The organism is Trichocoleus sp. ST-U1 (assembly GCF_039961835.1).
GTDB lineage: Bacteria > Cyanobacteriota > Cyanobacteriia > Cyanobacteriales > FACHB-T130 > FACHB-T130.
This window is the reverse complement of sequence record NZ_JAMPJZ010000015.1, coordinates 1-15,224: the sequence shown is the minus strand read 5'-3', so window position 1 is coordinate 15,224 and position 15,224 is coordinate 1. Positions and strand designations below refer to the sequence as shown.

At 47.9% G+C, this 15,224-nt stretch carries 14 protein-coding genes; 8 read left to right on the top strand and 6 right to left on the bottom strand.

Going from position 1 to position 15,224, the window contains the following annotated elements; all coding sequences use genetic code 11:
- Window positions 1-43 precede the first annotated feature (43 nt).
- Window positions 44-433: a hypothetical protein gene (locus NDA06_RS08250; protein ID WP_190414650.1), complete on the top strand. Its 390-nt coding sequence runs from the start codon at window positions 44-46 to the stop codon at window positions 431-433.
- On the opposite strand, the gene NDA06_RS08245 is transcribed toward NDA06_RS08250, so the two are convergent.
- Entirely contained in the window at window positions 434-1,024 is a 591-nt protein-coding gene (locus NDA06_RS08245; RefSeq protein ID WP_190985448.1) for a YraN family protein, read from the bottom strand.
- A gap of 14 nt (window positions 1,025-1,038) precedes the next feature.
- Here NDA06_RS08245 and NDA06_RS08240 point away from each other — a divergent pair, with 14 nt between their 5' ends.
- Window positions 1,039-1,545, top strand: coding sequence for a pentapeptide repeat-containing protein (locus NDA06_RS08240; RefSeq protein WP_190414652.1), 507 nt, complete (start codon window positions 1,039-1,041; stop codon window positions 1,543-1,545).
- 101 nt (window positions 1,546-1,646) lie between these two features.
- On the opposite strand, the gene NDA06_RS08235 is transcribed toward NDA06_RS08240, so the two are convergent.
- The 4 genes from NDA06_RS08235 to NDA06_RS08220 all read right to left on the bottom strand — a co-directional run bounded on the left by NDA06_RS08235 (window position 1,647) and on the right by NDA06_RS08220 (window position 5,221).
- On the bottom strand, window positions 1,647-3,053 hold the full coding sequence (locus tag NDA06_RS08235) for an amidohydrolase family protein (protein WP_190683304.1): 1,407 nt from the start codon (window positions 3,051-3,053) through the stop codon (window positions 1,647-1,649).
- Between the two features lie 128 nt (window positions 3,054-3,181).
- Window positions 3,182-3,505 carry an Mpo1-like protein gene (locus tag NDA06_RS08230; RefSeq protein WP_190536549.1) on the bottom strand — a complete coding sequence of 108 codons (324 nt, stop codon included), beginning with the start codon at window positions 3,503-3,505 and terminating at the stop codon, window positions 3,182-3,184.
- Window positions 3,506-3,664: 159 nt separating this feature from the next.
- On the bottom strand, window positions 3,665-4,168 hold the full coding sequence (locus tag NDA06_RS08225) for a sterol desaturase family protein (protein ID WP_190985447.1): 504 nt from the start codon (window positions 4,166-4,168) through the stop codon (window positions 3,665-3,667).
- Window positions 4,169-4,246: 78 nt separating this feature from the next.
- Window positions 4,247-5,221 carry a cupin-like domain-containing protein gene (locus tag NDA06_RS08220; protein ID WP_190985446.1) on the bottom strand — a complete coding sequence of 325 codons (975 nt, stop codon included), beginning with the start codon at window positions 5,219-5,221 and terminating at the stop codon, window positions 4,247-4,249.
- Between the two features lie 356 nt (window positions 5,222-5,577).
- Here NDA06_RS08220 and NDA06_RS08215 point away from each other — a divergent pair, with 356 nt between their 5' ends.
- A complete protein-coding gene (locus NDA06_RS08215; RefSeq protein WP_190985445.1) occupies window positions 5,578-7,263 on the top strand; it encodes a GH3 auxin-responsive promoter family protein in 1,686 nt (561 codons plus the stop codon).
- On the opposite strand, the gene NDA06_RS08210 is transcribed toward NDA06_RS08215, so the two are convergent.
- Window positions 7,238-8,419: an MFS transporter gene (locus NDA06_RS08210; protein ID WP_190414658.1), complete on the bottom strand. Its 1,182-nt coding sequence runs from the start codon at window positions 8,417-8,419 to the stop codon at window positions 7,238-7,240. The two genes, NDA06_RS08215 and NDA06_RS08210, sit on opposite strands and share 26 nt — an antisense overlap.
- A gap of 188 nt (window positions 8,420-8,607) precedes the next feature.
- On the opposite strand from NDA06_RS08210, the gene NDA06_RS08205 reads away from it, so the two are divergent.
- The 5 genes from NDA06_RS08205 to NDA06_RS08185 all read left to right on the top strand — a co-directional run bounded on the left by NDA06_RS08205 (window position 8,608) and on the right by NDA06_RS08185 (window position 15,093).
- Window positions 8,608-9,708: an aromatic ring-hydroxylating dioxygenase subunit alpha gene (locus NDA06_RS08205; protein ID WP_190985474.1), complete on the top strand. Its 1,101-nt coding sequence runs from the start codon at window positions 8,608-8,610 to the stop codon at window positions 9,706-9,708.
- Between the two features lie 255 nt (window positions 9,709-9,963).
- Window positions 9,964-11,244 (top strand): aminotransferase class I/II-fold pyridoxal phosphate-dependent enzyme, encoded by a 1,281-nt coding sequence (locus NDA06_RS08200; RefSeq protein WP_190985444.1) that lies wholly within the window; start codon window positions 9,964-9,966, stop codon window positions 11,242-11,244.
- Window positions 11,245-11,313: 69 nt separating this feature from the next.
- Entirely contained in the window at window positions 11,314-12,891 is a 1,578-nt protein-coding gene (locus tag NDA06_RS08195; protein ID WP_190985443.1) for a B12-binding domain-containing radical SAM protein, read from the top strand.
- Between the two features lie 82 nt (window positions 12,892-12,973).
- Window positions 12,974-14,125 carry a hypothetical protein gene (locus NDA06_RS08190; RefSeq protein ID WP_190985442.1) on the top strand — a complete coding sequence of 384 codons (1,152 nt, stop codon included), beginning with the start codon at window positions 12,974-12,976 and terminating at the stop codon, window positions 14,123-14,125.
- Window positions 14,122-15,093: an NAD-dependent epimerase/dehydratase family protein gene (locus tag NDA06_RS08185; protein ID WP_190985441.1), complete on the top strand. Its 972-nt coding sequence runs from the start codon at window positions 14,122-14,124 to the stop codon at window positions 15,091-15,093. The genes NDA06_RS08190 and NDA06_RS08185 overlap by 4 nt, the downstream gene beginning before the upstream one ends.
- Window positions 15,094-15,224: the final 131 nt, after the last annotated feature.

Here is a 15,224-nt window from a genome sequence, read left to right as displayed (position 1 = left end):
GAGAGTTATAGAACCAGCACGACCTAGACACTAAGAACTTCTCATGGAATACGTCTACTTTCTGGCCAATGCCAGCCTGACACTACGGGTGGTTGAGTATTTACACACAATGCCCCAGTTGCCCGTTCGTTTAATGACGGTGATTCATCAGATTGATGGCTGGGTGATCAAGGTCAAAATGAGTAACCATCTAAACGCGCAGCAAGATGGTGACTTCCGGGCGTTCATGAACGAACTGGGTATTCCCTACGAACCGGCTATTCGCCTCCAGATGGCGCTTTGGAGTCTGGAAACTGGACAGTCCCCCATCGATGTGATGCGTCGCTACCAAGTCGCTGTGGTTTCTCATGGTAGTCCCGATCGGAGCGATATTGAAGCATTTCGCCAGCAGTTCACAAAAGGGCTGGGATATTGCCCGGAAACTCTAGCTTAATTAACTTAACGGCTCATCGAAAGCGGACTGAATATAGTCTTGTAGACTCAACTGATATTCTCCCACAGCTAAAATTCTAGGTTCTGGTAAAGAAATCAAAGGGAGCTTTTCAGGTTCTGGTAGCAGAACAGTATTGGTCTTAGGACGCTGACATCTGACCAAAGCGACATCAAACCGGCAAGGAAGATTTACTAAATCTGGGCGCTCTGCCAAGAAAATCTCTGCTGTGCGCCAGAGTTTAGCTTGCTTTTGCGGTGTAATCGCTAGCATTCCATCCGCATCCCAATTTCCCCGGCTGCGAGTTTTGACCTCGACAAAGATTAAGCAAGAGGACAGGGTAATGGGGCAATGGGGAACGGGTGATGGGTAATGGGTAGTGGGAAACTCTTCCTCCCGCTGTCTTCCTGTCTTTGTGTCTCCCCCTCCCTTACCTTCATCTGGGCGTTGTCGCGCAATTATATCAATTTCTCCCCAGCGGCAACGCCACCGGCGCTCAAGAATTTCCCAGGCTTGGGAAATCAACCATTGAGCAACTAGGTCTTCTCCTAAAACACCGATATCGGGATAATGAGATAGACGACGGTTTTCCATCAAATGGAACCAGCATGAAGTGTAGGCTAGATAATCGGATTTCGACAATTTTACTCGGTTTATTGCTTGTGGCGATCGCCATTGCCTCTTTTGGCGCGATCGCATCTCCCGCTTGGGCGAACGACTACAACAAAGAATTTTTGATTGGTGTAGATTTCTCCGGCAAAGAGCTGACCGACTCCAGCTTTACTAAAGCCAATCTCCGCAGTAGTAACCTGAGTCATACGAATTTGCGGGGTGTCAGTTTTTTTGGGGCTAATCTGGAAAGCGTCAATTTAGAAGGAGCCGATCTCAGAAACGCAACTCTGGACACAGCCCGCTTGACCAAAGCGAACTTAAAGAACGCGGTTTTGGAAGGGGCGTTTGCCTTTAACACTAAGTTTGAAGGTGCGATTATTGATGGAGCTGATTTTACAGATGTGCTGCTTCGTCGGGATGTGCAACAACAGTTGTGTAAAATAGCGTCCGGTACCAATCCCACTACTGGGCGCGAAACCCGCGAAACTTTGTTTTGTCCCTAATCCTTTTCAATCGGTTGTCACTTGGGGTTCAATACAAATCCTCCTAGGGACACGGGGCATTGCCCCGTGTTCGTAACGGAATTGTCTGCGCTCAAAAAGGGCTAATTAACCGTACTGTTCAGGCTGGCTGCATCAGCGATTTGATTCGGCGCAGATTGGCGCAGGCGATCGCCATACAGAGCCAGTGCATTGCCGCTAAGCAATAGTTCTAAATGCTCCCGGTCATAATCGGCAACAGTTGCAGCATCCTTGACACAGTCATGGAGTACCCCATCCCAGTGCCCATAATCTCCAGAGAAGCAAGCCAGATGTTTGCCAATTTCTCCCATCGCAATGTGAAGATAAGCAGGGCCTGGATCGTCTGATTCAAAGGAAGTAAAGATTTGACCCCGCTCAAAGTATTCCAACGGATCTCGATGGCGGAGATCGTAATGCTCATAAAGACTTGCATCCTCAATCTGAGACGGGTCATGCTGAGCATTCCACAGGAGATCGAAGAGATTTTTTGCCTGACTAATCAGATTGATATTGTTGTGAGTGCCTCTTTCCTGAATCATCAGCTTGGTGAATTCCATCAGGGAAGGACGATAGGGATGCTTGGGGTCAAAGTCACGGATGCGTTTTTCCCAATGCTCGTGGAAAGCATGGGCAAGATCCGGCACCCAACCACAACCGCCTTCTAAAAAGCCAACCCGCAGGGAGGGAAATTGCTCAAACGCCCCATCAAAAACCATTCTGGCTAAAGCCAATTGTTGCTGGTTTCGCTGCACAAAAATGTGCGTTAGGACAAAGGTTTCCACATGATCGGAAATCCCCCCCACCATGTAAGATCCCGGCCCTCCGTGAATGCCCAGACCAATATCCAAATCGGCGGCTGCTTGCAGGATCGGGCGGAAGTCAGGATGGCTAATCGCTTTACAGGTACGGATATCGGGGAAAGCTTGGGGCGCTTTCGGATGGGGAATCGGTAGGTTTGGGGCAACGGCGACGCTAATCATGCCCAGTTCGTTGACGCAACGGTGCATTTCCGCAACTGCAGCATCTACATCCTGTAGCGGCAATACACCAATCGGTTTGAGCCGGTTATCGTAACCTCGGCAGTCGTCGGCAATGTAGTTGTTGTAGGCACGGCACAGCGCGATCGCAAAGTCCTTATCCAATAAGCTCGAAAAGACTAAGTTGAGCGTGCCGTAAATTACCTGGATGTCAATGCCTTCTCGATCCATGTGTTCAATCCGCACGCGATTGAACATGGCCCCCAAAGTTGTATCGGGATGCAGGTTGCGAAAGCCACCTTTCCCCAGTCCCTGAGGCTGCGGGAACATCCGCATAAAGTCGTTTTTACCCGTTGCCGGATTAAAGTCTACGATTCTCGCCCGTTGGTCGCCCAGACTATCAATCGCTAAACCGATGCGATCGCGATACTCTGGCTCTAGATAATCCCGCATTACTAAAGGATTTTCTATTTTATGGGCATCTGCATCAATTACCAGTAGACCTTGATACATGAAAACTCCTTAATTAATTGCTCAATCGTTACCTGCAAATAAATTCCAGGTTTTCAGGGCGTCGGATAGAAGCCTGCCCCGATGAAGACACAATGTTTTTAATTGAATACTCGCCTTGCGGCTGAAATTTAATTCAACGCTTTCTGCTTGCGATGCAAGTATGTCCAAACTTGGCGCAGTCCAAACCAGTTCTCAAAAGACCACATGAGGGAAACCAGGATGGTAATGCCGGGGTACTTGACAAAAGCCGGGTGATTCTTCTCGAAGACAGCATGACCGCCCAAAGCGAATACTTGGGTGAGGACTAAACACACAAGCGTTAACCGCCAATCATAAAACAGAAAACCCACAGCGGCGATCGCTAGCACATTAGTCAAGTGGTGCAGAAACTGGTTGATGGGATGCTGATGACTCGCAACAAAGTGGGCTTTAGCCTCCTGGAAGTAGCTCAAAGTAATTCTCCTGCGGTTGAAACCCGAATTTGTCAAACTCAAAGCGTTGTAGGAACGATATCACTAAGTCTCTTGCGAAAGGGAGAGAAATTAGAATTTTTTTAGGTTGCTTTAACCCAGTTTGGACATTTTACCCTTGGGATGGCAGCGAGGACATTCCTACCGCCACCGGAGTTGCAAATAACCCCGTGGCTGTTGACTCAGTTCCTCTTCGCCCAGCCATTCTACTGGCTTGTAAGTGCCGAAAACCCGATCCCACCAATCTACCGCCAAACCAAAATTGTGATGCCACATTCCATACTTGTGATGCACGTAGTGAACTGGCATCTTCATCCAGAAGCACTTGGTGGGGTTTTCGTGCTGTAGCTGATGGGCATAGGCTGAAAATGCGGCATAGAATAAGCCACCGAGGAACCAACCGATTCCAGCCTCCCACGAGTAGAAAAACATCAGGCACATTACCAGCAAACTGCCCTTGACATAGTCTCGAAACTCCCACAACACCCCCTGTCCTTCGTTACGACGGTGATGATCTCGATGACGTTCGCCAATCCGAGGCGAGACGTGCATCAAGCGATGTAGCCAATATTCCACTAGACTTGCCAAGACAAACGCCACACAAAAAAAAGCCATTCCTACAGAAAGTTTTGCTAATAAGGTCATAAACTCCCATTCCTCACACTTTTTCTGTATATCAACACACCTGAAGCCTTTTTTATTCGATTTGATTAGCTAGGACGGTTATATCCTATGGGAAATCTTACTAATTTTTTGTTTTCTATTGCTGCTGCCGAGAGCGATCGCGAAATTCAAAAAAGTATAGGGTAAGGCAAATATAATTCCACAAGCTGCACGCCATCGACTCCAAGAGAACACGGCTCGTGATGTAGGATATATCCTCCAGAAACGATTGACTGCACACACCATTTCATCGCCCAATCCGATGACTTCATGCCACCAACCGGCAGGAATATAAAGTGTTTCACCTTGCTCAAGGATTACTTCGCATTTATGCTGGAGTGCCTGCTTGAATTTTGGCATTGTTTTAAAGTCAGGGTTTTCCAGATCCACCTGACTAAACCAAGAACGCAATTTCAATCCGTGGCGCAAATGAATATACACCGGAAATGGATAGAGATTGTATGTCTCTGAGGGTGGAAAAAACACTATTTTTTTTGCACCATGCAGTTGCATCAACGTGCCGTCCACTGAGTCATAATGTAAGCCTGAGCGATGACCTCCCGGAGCTACATAAATGTTCAGTTCGCTCGCAGGTTCCGTTAAACCTAACCGAGAGCCAATGATTTTTAAAGACTGGGTATCAGCAAGCGGGGTATTTTTGAGGGGACATTTTCCTAGGTTAATGTCATTTTCATGAGCCTTATAGTTACGCAACATCTCTGCATATTCTGTGAATGGCATACTTTGCAGATTTACGCCACTGCCGATGCTTTTCCATTTGCGCTTTTCCTGCTTTTCCCTTTCCCGCCCTGGATTTCGGAAGATTAACTCTTGGCTGCCAAACTTTTCACATAAATAGTCTAAATTCCAGTCACCTTCACTTTCCAATAAGCCCGTAATGATAACAGGAGTTCCGGTTTTTTGATATTTTTCAAAAAATATTTCTGGCGTTATCGATGAAATATCCACTCGTTCGATTGGCTTGACCCGCTTTTCCAAGTCTAATTCTATGACATTTTCCGATTTGGTTTCCATACCTATCTCCTCACCTATTTTGAGTCAATAATAGTTGGATATATAATCATAATTCATTTATGAAAGCTTAGATATCTCTTTTCTCTCTTCCTTAGCGCTCTTGGCGTCTAATCGCTATCGCTAACGCGAGGCTAACGCCAACGCGCAGGCTTCGCCAACGCGGTTCATAAAATTTACAACTCCTATAGAACTGCTATAACTGCCCCCAAAAAGCTTCGTTTTCATCGCTCATTAGTCATTAATAAAGACATTATGAATAATAACTACTAGCGAAGTTTAGCATTTAGTTTGGAGAAAAAGAAAAAATCTGCTTTAATCGACATCTAGTTATTCTTGCTAATGGATCTAATGCACTAATGGCAAATCTATTGCTACCAGTTTTGACAACGATTGCTGAACGTGCCAGGGCGAATTTTGTGAAAAAAACTCGCCGGACTTCTGCGGTACAGGAGCAGTTATTAAAGGAGCTATTGCAGGCTCATAAAGATACCGAATTAGGTCGGAAATATGGGCTGAGAGATATCAAAACAATCGAGCAATTTCAACAACAGATTCCGATTCTGCCTTACAGCAGCTACGAACCCTATACTGAACGCATTGCCCAAGGTGAAAAAAATATTTTAACGCCAGATCCGGTCGTTTATCTCAATACGACCAGTGGCTCGACGGGAAATCAGAAATTAATCCCGGTGACTCAGCGATTTCAGAACTCGTTGGGATGGGCGAATCTGACTTGCATCGGCTTTTTAGGTGAGGCGCTGCGTTCCCAAAATCGAAAATTTGGCAAACTGTTAGTCACTAACACCGCCCAAATCACGGGACGTACCAGTGGCGGGATTGAGTATGGGCCAGGAGGTACAGGCGTCCTCCGCATGGGGAAATTTCTCTACGAACAACTCTTTGCCCATCCCTACGAAACCTTACAAGCAGCGGATAGTATCACCCGCCATTATCTTTGCTTTTTATTTGCCCTGCGCGATCGCTCAATGCGAGGAATGGGAGCCAATTTTCCCATGCTCATCCTGCGAATCTGCAACTATTTAGAGCGCTACGCGGAAGATTTGATCCGAGACATCGAAACCGGAACCATTGCCAGTTGGTTAATACTCGAACCGGAACTTCGAGCCAAATTGGAACGGCAATGGTCAGCAAATCCAGGTCGCGCTGCTCAATTGCGGGAAATCTTAAAATCCGAGGGACGGCTTACCCCAAAACTAGCATGGCCTGAGCTATCTTTTACCGCCACCGCGCGGGGAGGAACCTCAGATTTTTACTTTGAGCGATTTCCCTCCTACTTTGACGACATCCCTAGCTTTGGTGCCGTCTTCGCCTCCGCTGAAGGCACCTTTAGTATTTACCACGACCTCAACAACGATGGCAGCATCTTAGCCATTGAAGCAGGCTTTTTTGAATTTATTCCGCAAGACCAGTGGGAGGAAGAGCATCCCAAAACCTTACTTGCCACGGAAGTGAAAGCGGGAGAACTGTACCGGATTCTGATGACCAACTATAGCGGCTTCTACCGTTACGATATTGGTGATGTTGTAGAAGTTCTGGGCTTTTACGAGCAGGCTCCTCTGATTGTATTTCGTCACCGTCGAGGCGGGATTTTGTCTTCCACGACGGAGAAGACGACCGAATTTCATGCCACTCAAGTGATGCAAAGCCTGCAACAAGAATTTAGCTTGCCATTAGAGGATTTTTGTATCACTTTGTCCGAAAATGAGTTCCCCGCCCATTATCTCGTGAATATTGAACTCGTTAGCGGTCATATTTTGAGCGATAGCCTTGCTTTTTTAGCCAGCTTTGACCGTAAACTCAAGGAAACTAACGTTTACTATCAATCCAAACGCAAGGATCAGGTGCCTCCTCCCCGACTGCGAATTCTGGCTCCTGGCAGCTTTGCCAAAGTTCGCCAACGTCAAGTAGAAAGGGGAATTCCGGATTCTCAACTAAAATTTCCCCATATTAGCGAAGATCGCAATTTTCTAGCTGGACTGAAAGTGGAGCAAGAGGTTAGACTTCCAGAGGATCGCGATTAAATTTGTCTTTGCTACCAAAGAAAAGCAGCAATCCTGCCACCATCGAGACACTCGCTGCCCCATAAAAGACCCCTGGCAAGCCGCCATAATTGATCGCTGGCCCTAGGAGAATCGGGGAGAGGAACTGTCCGAGGAAACCGGCACCCGTTCCGATTGCCAGCACGCTAGACCGGAGTTGTGAGGGGGCGAGATCGGCTAAAGCGCTATAGAGGTTGGGTAGCACAATCCCAAATCCCACCCCGAAGAGTACCGCTGTTATCAAAATCCAGAGGAGTTGGGACAGCAGTGGGATGGTTGCCAAGGTTAATGCCATCAGGGCAAATCCGGTTGCGGTGGCTCGATTTAAACCGAGTCGCTTGGCGAGTCCCTTCGCAGCAAAAGCGGAGACAGCCGCTGCCCCAACTGCCCGCGATGCCAGGACAATCCCATTGAGAGATGCTCCTGCCCCTATCGTTGCCTTGAGGTAAAGGGGTGCGTAAATAACGACGGCATACATTGCCACTGAGGCTAAGCAAAGGGTCAGTAACAACTGCAAGGCGTGGGGCTGTCCGATGATTTTACCCAGCTTTTGGTTGGAATCGGTGGCGCGTTCTTTAACCCGAAGCTTCGGTGGCTTTTCTTTCAAAATTAAAGCAACCAAAAACGCTAGCGGCAACCCTAGCCCATACAGATAAAAAGCATATTGCCAGTGAGTGGCACCAACCCAGCCCCCTAAAAGGGGAAAAGCAATACCAGTCAGAGTTAGGGTACTGGTTGCGTAACCTAAAGCTTGCGATCGCGCTTCGCCTTCATACAGATTCCCCAGCAAGCCCAGACTCGCCGCGGCAATCCCCCCACTCGCGATACCCAGCAACCCCCGCATCACTAACAGCGGCGTCAGCGTTTGCATGAAAGCTCCTGCCGTGCCTAACACTGCGTAGAGAATTAGGGAAGGAATTAGCACCCGTAACCGACCAACTCGATCTGCCAAAATCCCTAGCAGTGGGCTGAATAGGGCAATCGTCAGGCAATGAAGGCTCACCAAATTACCGGCAAATGCAGGATCGAGGTGAAGTTGTTGTACCATTTCTGGCAAAATTGGCGCAATGACTCCCCCCGTCATGGTAGTCAGGGAGCCTGCTGCCAGCAGCACTAACAGTCTGCGATCGCCCAACATAAGCCAGAAACCTGCAATTTTTGGTCATCATAACCTAGATAGGTGGAAATCAACTTATTTTGGGCTGTTCTGGGTGATGGGTGATTCATCATTTGAAAAATCATAAAAGACAAAACAAATTGATATTGACTTATCGGCGACTAGGAAGCTAAATATTGTCACAGAAACAGGCAACAGAGGCACAATTCATGGAACTGGCTACAACGCTAACCAGCCAGACCGTTCAGAATGCTGTTCGAGAGGTGGGCATCAATGGGAATCACTGGTATCCGGTGGGGTGGGCAGACCAACTGAAGCCCGGTGATATCATGCCTGTCGTCATTTGGCAGCAAGCGATCGCAATTTTTCGCGATACTCAAGGGAATCTCCATGCCTTAGAGGATGCTTGCCCTCACAAAGGCATCGCACTGCACAAGGGCACCGTCCAAGGGTGTAACTTGGCGTGTGCTTATCATGGCTGGGAATTTGACGGTGAAGGTCATTGTGTCAGCATTCCCTATCTTCCCGACACCCAAAAACTTCCCCGCGCCCAAGCCCGCAGTTATCCAGTGCAAGAAAAATATAATCTTATCTGGATCTTCCCTGGCGATCGCGCTCTCGCCACCACCTGTCAGCCGCCGGATATCCCTGAATTTGACGAGCCAGATTGGTTAATGGTGCCAGTGAGTGCCCACTTCCAGGCACATTTTTCCATATGCAATGAGAACACGATGGATGTTTTTCATGGTTTCCTACACCAAAAATTGCAGGGTTGGTTCGATCCGGTGCTAACAAGTCTGCGAGAGACGGACGCCGCAGTCTGCGCCGAATACAATGTTTCCTACAAAGGTCGCATGGCTCAGTTTCTCGGATTGAGCGATCGCGCTGACCAAGTCACCACCTTACCGATCTCGATTCAGTATCGATACCCTCACTTTTATACCGTTCTCCAGGGAGTTTCCGCCCTATACTTGATGCGATTGCCCGTCACCTTAACTGAGAGCCGCTCTTTTGCCTTTTTCTTTTTCAAAGTCCGCTTGCCAAAATGGGTACTCAACCCGCTCAAGCCTTTGTTGCAAATCCTGCTCCCGCGCTTTGTGTTGTTGAAATTTCTCGCTCAAGACATCGAGATGATCGAAAGCGAGCAGCGAACCTATTTAGCCAATCCCCAGCGACGTTATGTAGAAATAAATCCAGCGATTATTGCTATCCAGCGGCTAATTGTCCGGCAACATGAGAAATTTGTGCAAAAATCTAGTCAATCGCAAAATCATCAGGGGAATTCAGAAAAGTCTATTTCTCTCTCGTGAGGCGATTGCAAGAGAGCCATCTGAACTAACCCAAGAAAATTCACTCGGATGAAGGCAATCTTAGCAGCGGCGTATCCTCTAGCCCTTTCTCAGTCCTGCGGTCAAGTGAGCTGGAGCAATATATTCATAAACACTATGAGGTCTTCTTCCTTCGGGCGTTTCGTCAGACCTGGATAGCAGAAACTGAGTCTGGCAAATATTACTGTTGAGCCAGAGGCGATCGCCGATCTGGTAAAAGCTGAGAGGAGTCAACTTGTGCAAATTGTTAAAGAATATGTCCAGCATTGGTACGAGAGCGGACTTGACCCCGATGAATATATCTGTCATCAGAAGCAGGGGAATACAGTCGAGATTGAAGACGCGGCGACAGGTGAGCGTCAAACCGTTCTTAGCTTCTGCACCAATGATGTTTTAGGGTTAGTTCACGAAGAAGCCGTTAAGCAAGGTGCCATTGATGCCATCCTGAAATACGGAACGTCAAACAGCTCCTGCTCCGTCTTGAGCGGTCGAATCGATCTGCATCGACAGCTAGAGGACGAGATTTCAGCCTTTAAGCATCTGCCCCATACCCAGCTATTTCTGAATGCTTGGATGGCGATGCAAGCCTTAATGGATGCCTTCTGCCACTTGGCAATTCCCGTGCCGGGATTTCAGAACACTCGCGAAACTTTAATTCTCACCGATGTCCTCAATCATGGCTGCATTGTCTCAGCCGTGGTCAATGCCGGGACTCGTTCCGGAAAAGTGTTTGGCAATAGCCCCCGCACCCGTGTAAAAGCTTACCGCCATTGTAATGTGGAGGATTTAGCGCGGAAACTCCATCGATATGCCCGACCTGGCGATCGCATTCTGGTTGTATCCGATGCCGTATTCTCAATGGATGGGGATATCGCGCCGCTGCTCGACATGATCGGTGTCCTGCAAAAATACGAGGGCAGCGTGCTGGTAATGGATGAAGCTCATGCCAGCGGTGCCATTGGAGCCACGGGAAGAGGGATCTACGAGCATTTTGACATTTTGCCCAGTTATGCGATTGAGCGGGGCGTCGTGCCGCTGATTATGACGACTTTCTCTAAGTTTGCCGCCTCAGCCGGAGCCGCCATTAGCAGCCACGTTGCGGAGCTAAAACCGCTGTTGAATGTTTCTCCTACCTCAATTGGAACCATTTCTTTACCGCCCCCAACCACGGCTGCTGCCTTAGAAAGCATCCGTATCGTTCGCCAACAGCCAGAACGAGTCCAAAAGCTACAGGAAAATACCCGATACTTGCGATCGCGCTTAGCTGAAAATGATTTTGCCGCAATTGGCGAGACAAACGTTGTCCCAGTCATTTTACCGTCGGAGATTAATCCCAAGGTCTTTGGCAGACAACTTTTGCAAGAGCGCGGTCTTTGGGTCTCTCCGATTTGGTTTATTGCCAAACCCCGCCTCCGCATTACCGTCAACGCTCTCCACACTCACGAGGAAATGGATCGTTTGGTGGCAGGAATGGTAGCCGTTCGGGACTTGTTGTATAAACCAACGATTAGTGCATAGCAATACCAGGCTTAAGCTGAGATTACCGTATGACTAGCCGTTTGCTTAACCCCTTTTTTGGAGTGCGTGATGCGTGTACTGCTCCTCTATCCACAATTTCCCAAATCGTTCTGGTCTTTTGACAAAGCGCTAGAACTAATCGGACGGAAGGTATCGCTTCCTCCGCTGGGAATGATTACAGTCGCAGCGATTCTGCCCCAAACTTGGGAGTTCCGCTTAATAGACCGCAATGTTCGATGTGAGACTGAAGCAGACTGGGCTTGGGCAGACCTCGTCATCATCTCCGGGATGATTGTCCAGAAACCCGATATGCTACACCTGATCCGCGAAGCGAAGCAGCGCGGCAAATTGGTAGCGGTCGGTGGTCCCTACGTTACCTCAGTTCCAAATGCGGCACAGGAAGCCGGAGTAGACTTTCTGGTTTTAGACGAAGGCGAGATTACCCTACCACTCCTAGTCGAGGCTCTAGAGCGGGGTGAAACACAGGGAATCTTCCGTTCTAATGGCGAAAAGCCGGATGTCACGAACACACCCATTCCCAGATTCGACCTGCTGGATCTAACTGCCTACAACGATATGTCGGTGCAGTTTTCGCGGGGTTGCCCCTTTCAGTGCGAGTTCTGCGACATCATTGTCCTCTATGGGCGCAAGCCACGCACGAAAACACCTGCACAACTGCTCGCTGAGTTACAAGCTCTGTATGATTTAGGCTGGCGGCGCTCTATTTTTGTGGTTGATGACAACTTCATCGGCAACAAGCGCAACGTCAAGCTCTTGCTGCGCGAACTCGGTCCCTGGATGGCAGCTCGCGGCTACCCCTTCCGCCTTTCGACGGAAGCCTCGGTGGACTTAGCACAGGATGAGGAATTGCTCGATTTGATGGTCGCTGCTAACTTCAGTGCAGTGTTTTTGGGCATTGAAACACCGGACACAGAGAGTCTGGCTATGACTCAGAAATTCCAAAATACGCGCAATTCGCTGATGGAATCGGTTCAGAAAATCAATCGAGTGGGTTTGCGCGTGATGGCTGGTTTCATCATTGGCTTTGATGGTGAAAAGCCTGGGGCAGGTCGTCGGATCATTGATTTTGTGGAAGCGACGGCAATTCCTCAAGCACTGTTCAGTATGCTTCAGGCTTTGCCGAATACGGCACTGTGGCATCGACTTCAAAAAGAGGGTCGTTTGCTGGAGGGGAGTGAAGAGGCGAATATCCATCAGACAACACTGACCAATTTTATCCCCAGCCGTCCTTTAGAAGAATTGGCTCGTGAATACGTCAGTTGCTTCTGGGAACTGTATGAACCATCTCGCTATCTAGCACGAGTCTATCGGCACTTTATACAGATGAAGCCGACTCCTCACAAGAAGAAGTTCCGAATGCCGGGATTCAGTGATATCAAGGCATTATTTATTATTTGTTGGCGACAAGGACTGAAACGCAATACCCGTTTCCAGTTCTGGCGTCAGATGTTCTCCATCATTCAACACAATCCGGGTGTATTTGAGTCTTATTTGATTAATTGCGCCCATATTGAGCATTTTATCGAGTATCGTCAAATTGTCCGCGACGAAATCGAAGCTCAACTTACCGAATATCTAGCGAACAAGGGAACAGAAACTCCTCAAGAAAAGGTTCTGGCAAGCTAAGTCATTCAATGGATTGACTTTACCAATGAAGTTGGAAAGCTAAATAAAAGTTGTTCCATTAGACACTTTTAGAACTATAAAAATGGTGGAGAATCAAACAACAAAGATTCAAATTAGAGCAGTAACAACTCCGGAAGAAACTAAAATGTTTTTGGATGTTTCGGAGCGAGTTTATGCGAACGACTCTCACTGGGTAGCGCCAATTCGCAGCAGTATTGCCAAGCAGTTCACTCCTAGTAATCCGTTCCTTCAGTACGGGAAATTACAACAGTTTATTGCTATCTCTGAGGGAGCAAACAGTTCTCAGGCAGTAGGACGCATTGTTGCCGCAGTCAATCATCGGTTGATTGAACGAGAAGGACAAAATGTTGGTTTATTCGGTTTTTTTGAGTGTGTCCAAGATTTTGCGATCGCGCAATCCTTATTTGAGACTGCTTGCAACTGGTTACGCGAGCAAGGCATGACAGTTGTTCGGGGTCCCATCGATCTCTCGACTCACAATAGTTGTTTATTTTTAGTAGACGGATTTGACTCGCCACCAATGGTGATGATGCCCTATAATCCGTCCTACTATCCAGAATTTATAGAGAAAGATGGCTGGCATAAAGCTAAGGATGCTTACGCCTATAATTTTTCTTTAGATAAATCCTTATCAGCAAAATTTGAGAAAGCTTACCGGATTGCTTGTAAATCAGGTGTTACCTTTCGTCCGTTAAAAACGAAGGGAAAAGAATTTGAGCAAGATTGCATCAGCCTTTATCATCTTTTTAACCGCGCTTTCGCCAATAACTGGAGTTCTACCCCGCGCAGCCAGGAAGAATTCTTAGAAGAAGCGAAAGAACTACAGACTTTAGTAGATCCGGATGTCTTTCCAGTTGCCGAATATAACGGGGAAATGATTGGGTTTTGGATGGGATTACCCGACTATAATATTCCTCTAAAACACGTCAATGGAAAGTTAAATTGGCTGGGAATTCTTAAGTTTCTTTGGTATCGTCGTCAAATTGATCGAGGACGAGTAATTGCTATTTGTTCGCTGCCGGAGTATCGCCGAAAAATGGTGCCTCTCGCCTTGATTTATTTGGGAATGCAAGGGGGAATTCAAAAAGGCAAACCCTATAAGCAAGCGGAACTCTCCTGGGTCTATGAAGATAATTTTCCCTCCCGCAAGCTAATTGAAGCAGCGGGGGGCAAGATTTATAAAACTTACCGCATTTACGAAAAAGCATTATGAAGGCGCTAGTTACTGGAGCCAGCGGATTTACAGGTTCTCACTTAGTGCGGGCTTTAGAGCAGCAGGGCGACTTGGTAGTGGGGCTAGTCCGAAAGTCAAGCAATCTAGCGCGTCTTTCTAATTGCAACGTGCAGTTGGTTTACGGAGATATCACCGAGCGGGATGCCCTACGAAGGGCAATGACTGGGGTAGATACAGTTTTTCACACGGCGGCTTATGTAGAACTGGGCATCGTCGATGAGGCAGAAATGGAGCGGGTAAATGTGGAAGGAACCCGCTGCGTGTTAGAAACTGCTCAAGCGGCTGGTGTCTCCAAAGTCGTCTATTGCAGCACGATTGGCGTGTTTGGCGATACGGGGGGCAAACTTGTAAATGAAACTTTTAAGCGGACACAGACTAACTTTTCCTCTGCCTACGATCGCACCAAATACCAAGCGCAAGAATGGGTGGATCGATTTGCGGCGCAAGGGCTTCCGGTTGTTAGTCTTCTGCCGTCCGGGATTTTTGGGGCTGACGATCCCCATTTTGGTCCTGTGATGCAACAATTTCTCAAAGGACGGCTAAAGGTGTGGGCAGGAGGCGATCGCATTACCGGCATTGTCCATGTGGACGACTTAGCTGCGGCGATGATTCTAGCAGCAGCAAAAAGCAAACCTGGAGAACACTACATTATTTCTGCTGGTGAGCTGACTACCCGCGAAATGTTCGAGATTTTCAGTCAGGAAACCAATATTCCTGTCCCCGCCGAAGCTCCTAAGCCGGTCGTGAGATTTTTGGGAAATTTACTCGATCCAGTCGGACGCCTTTTCAAATGGCAGCCACCCCTCAGTCGGGAGCGCGTTCACTACATTTACGACCGCTGCGTCCGGGTAGATGCCACCAAAGCTTGTCAGGAACTCGGTTGGCATCCCCGCTCAGTATCACAAACCTTGAGTGAGATTGTCCAAACCATGCAAGCAGCATCGTGAATGTTGCCCGATTTACACTAAGTAGCTGGGACTAATTAAATATAAGATGGCATAAAGCCCCTAAACGAAGTTTTCCATTAATCTATGCCTGCTCCCATTCGGATTATCTTAAGCGAAGCAGAGGACTCAAT

Coding starts and splice junctions, on each gene's coding strand:
- NDA06_RS08250 (WP_190414650.1), top strand. CDS start 44: ATGGAATACGTCTACTTTCTGGCCAATGCCAGCCTGACACTACGGGTG.
- NDA06_RS08245 (WP_190985448.1), bottom strand. CDS start 1,024: ATGGAAAACCGTCGTCTATCTCATTATCCCGATATCGGTGTTTTAGGA.
- NDA06_RS08240 (WP_190414652.1), top strand. CDS start 1,039: ATGAAGTGTAGGCTAGATAATCGGATTTCGACAATTTTACTCGGTTTA.
- NDA06_RS08235 (WP_190683304.1), bottom strand. CDS start 3,053: ATGTATCAAGGTCTACTGGTAATTGATGCAGATGCCCATAAAATAGAA.
- NDA06_RS08225 (WP_190985447.1), bottom strand. CDS start 4,168: ATGACCTTATTAGCAAAACTTTCTGTAGGAATGGCTTTTTTTTGTGTG.
- NDA06_RS08220 (WP_190985446.1), bottom strand. CDS start 5,221: ATGGAAACCAAATCGGAAAATGTCATAGAATTAGACTTGGAAAAGCGG.
- NDA06_RS08215 (WP_190985445.1), top strand. CDS start 5,578: ATGGCAAATCTATTGCTACCAGTTTTGACAACGATTGCTGAACGTGCC.
- NDA06_RS08210 (WP_190414658.1), bottom strand. CDS start 8,419: ATGTTGGGCGATCGCAGACTGTTAGTGCTGCTGGCAGCAGGCTCCCTG.
- NDA06_RS08205 (WP_190985474.1), top strand. CDS start 8,608: ATGGAACTGGCTACAACGCTAACCAGCCAGACCGTTCAGAATGCTGTT.
- NDA06_RS08195 (WP_190985443.1), top strand. CDS start 11,314: ATGCGTGTACTGCTCCTCTATCCACAATTTCCCAAATCGTTCTGGTCT.
- NDA06_RS08190 (WP_190985442.1), top strand. CDS start 12,974: ATGGTGGAGAATCAAACAACAAAGATTCAAATTAGAGCAGTAACAACT.
- NDA06_RS08185 (WP_190985441.1), top strand. CDS start 14,122: ATGAAGGCGCTAGTTACTGGAGCCAGCGGATTTACAGGTTCTCACTTA.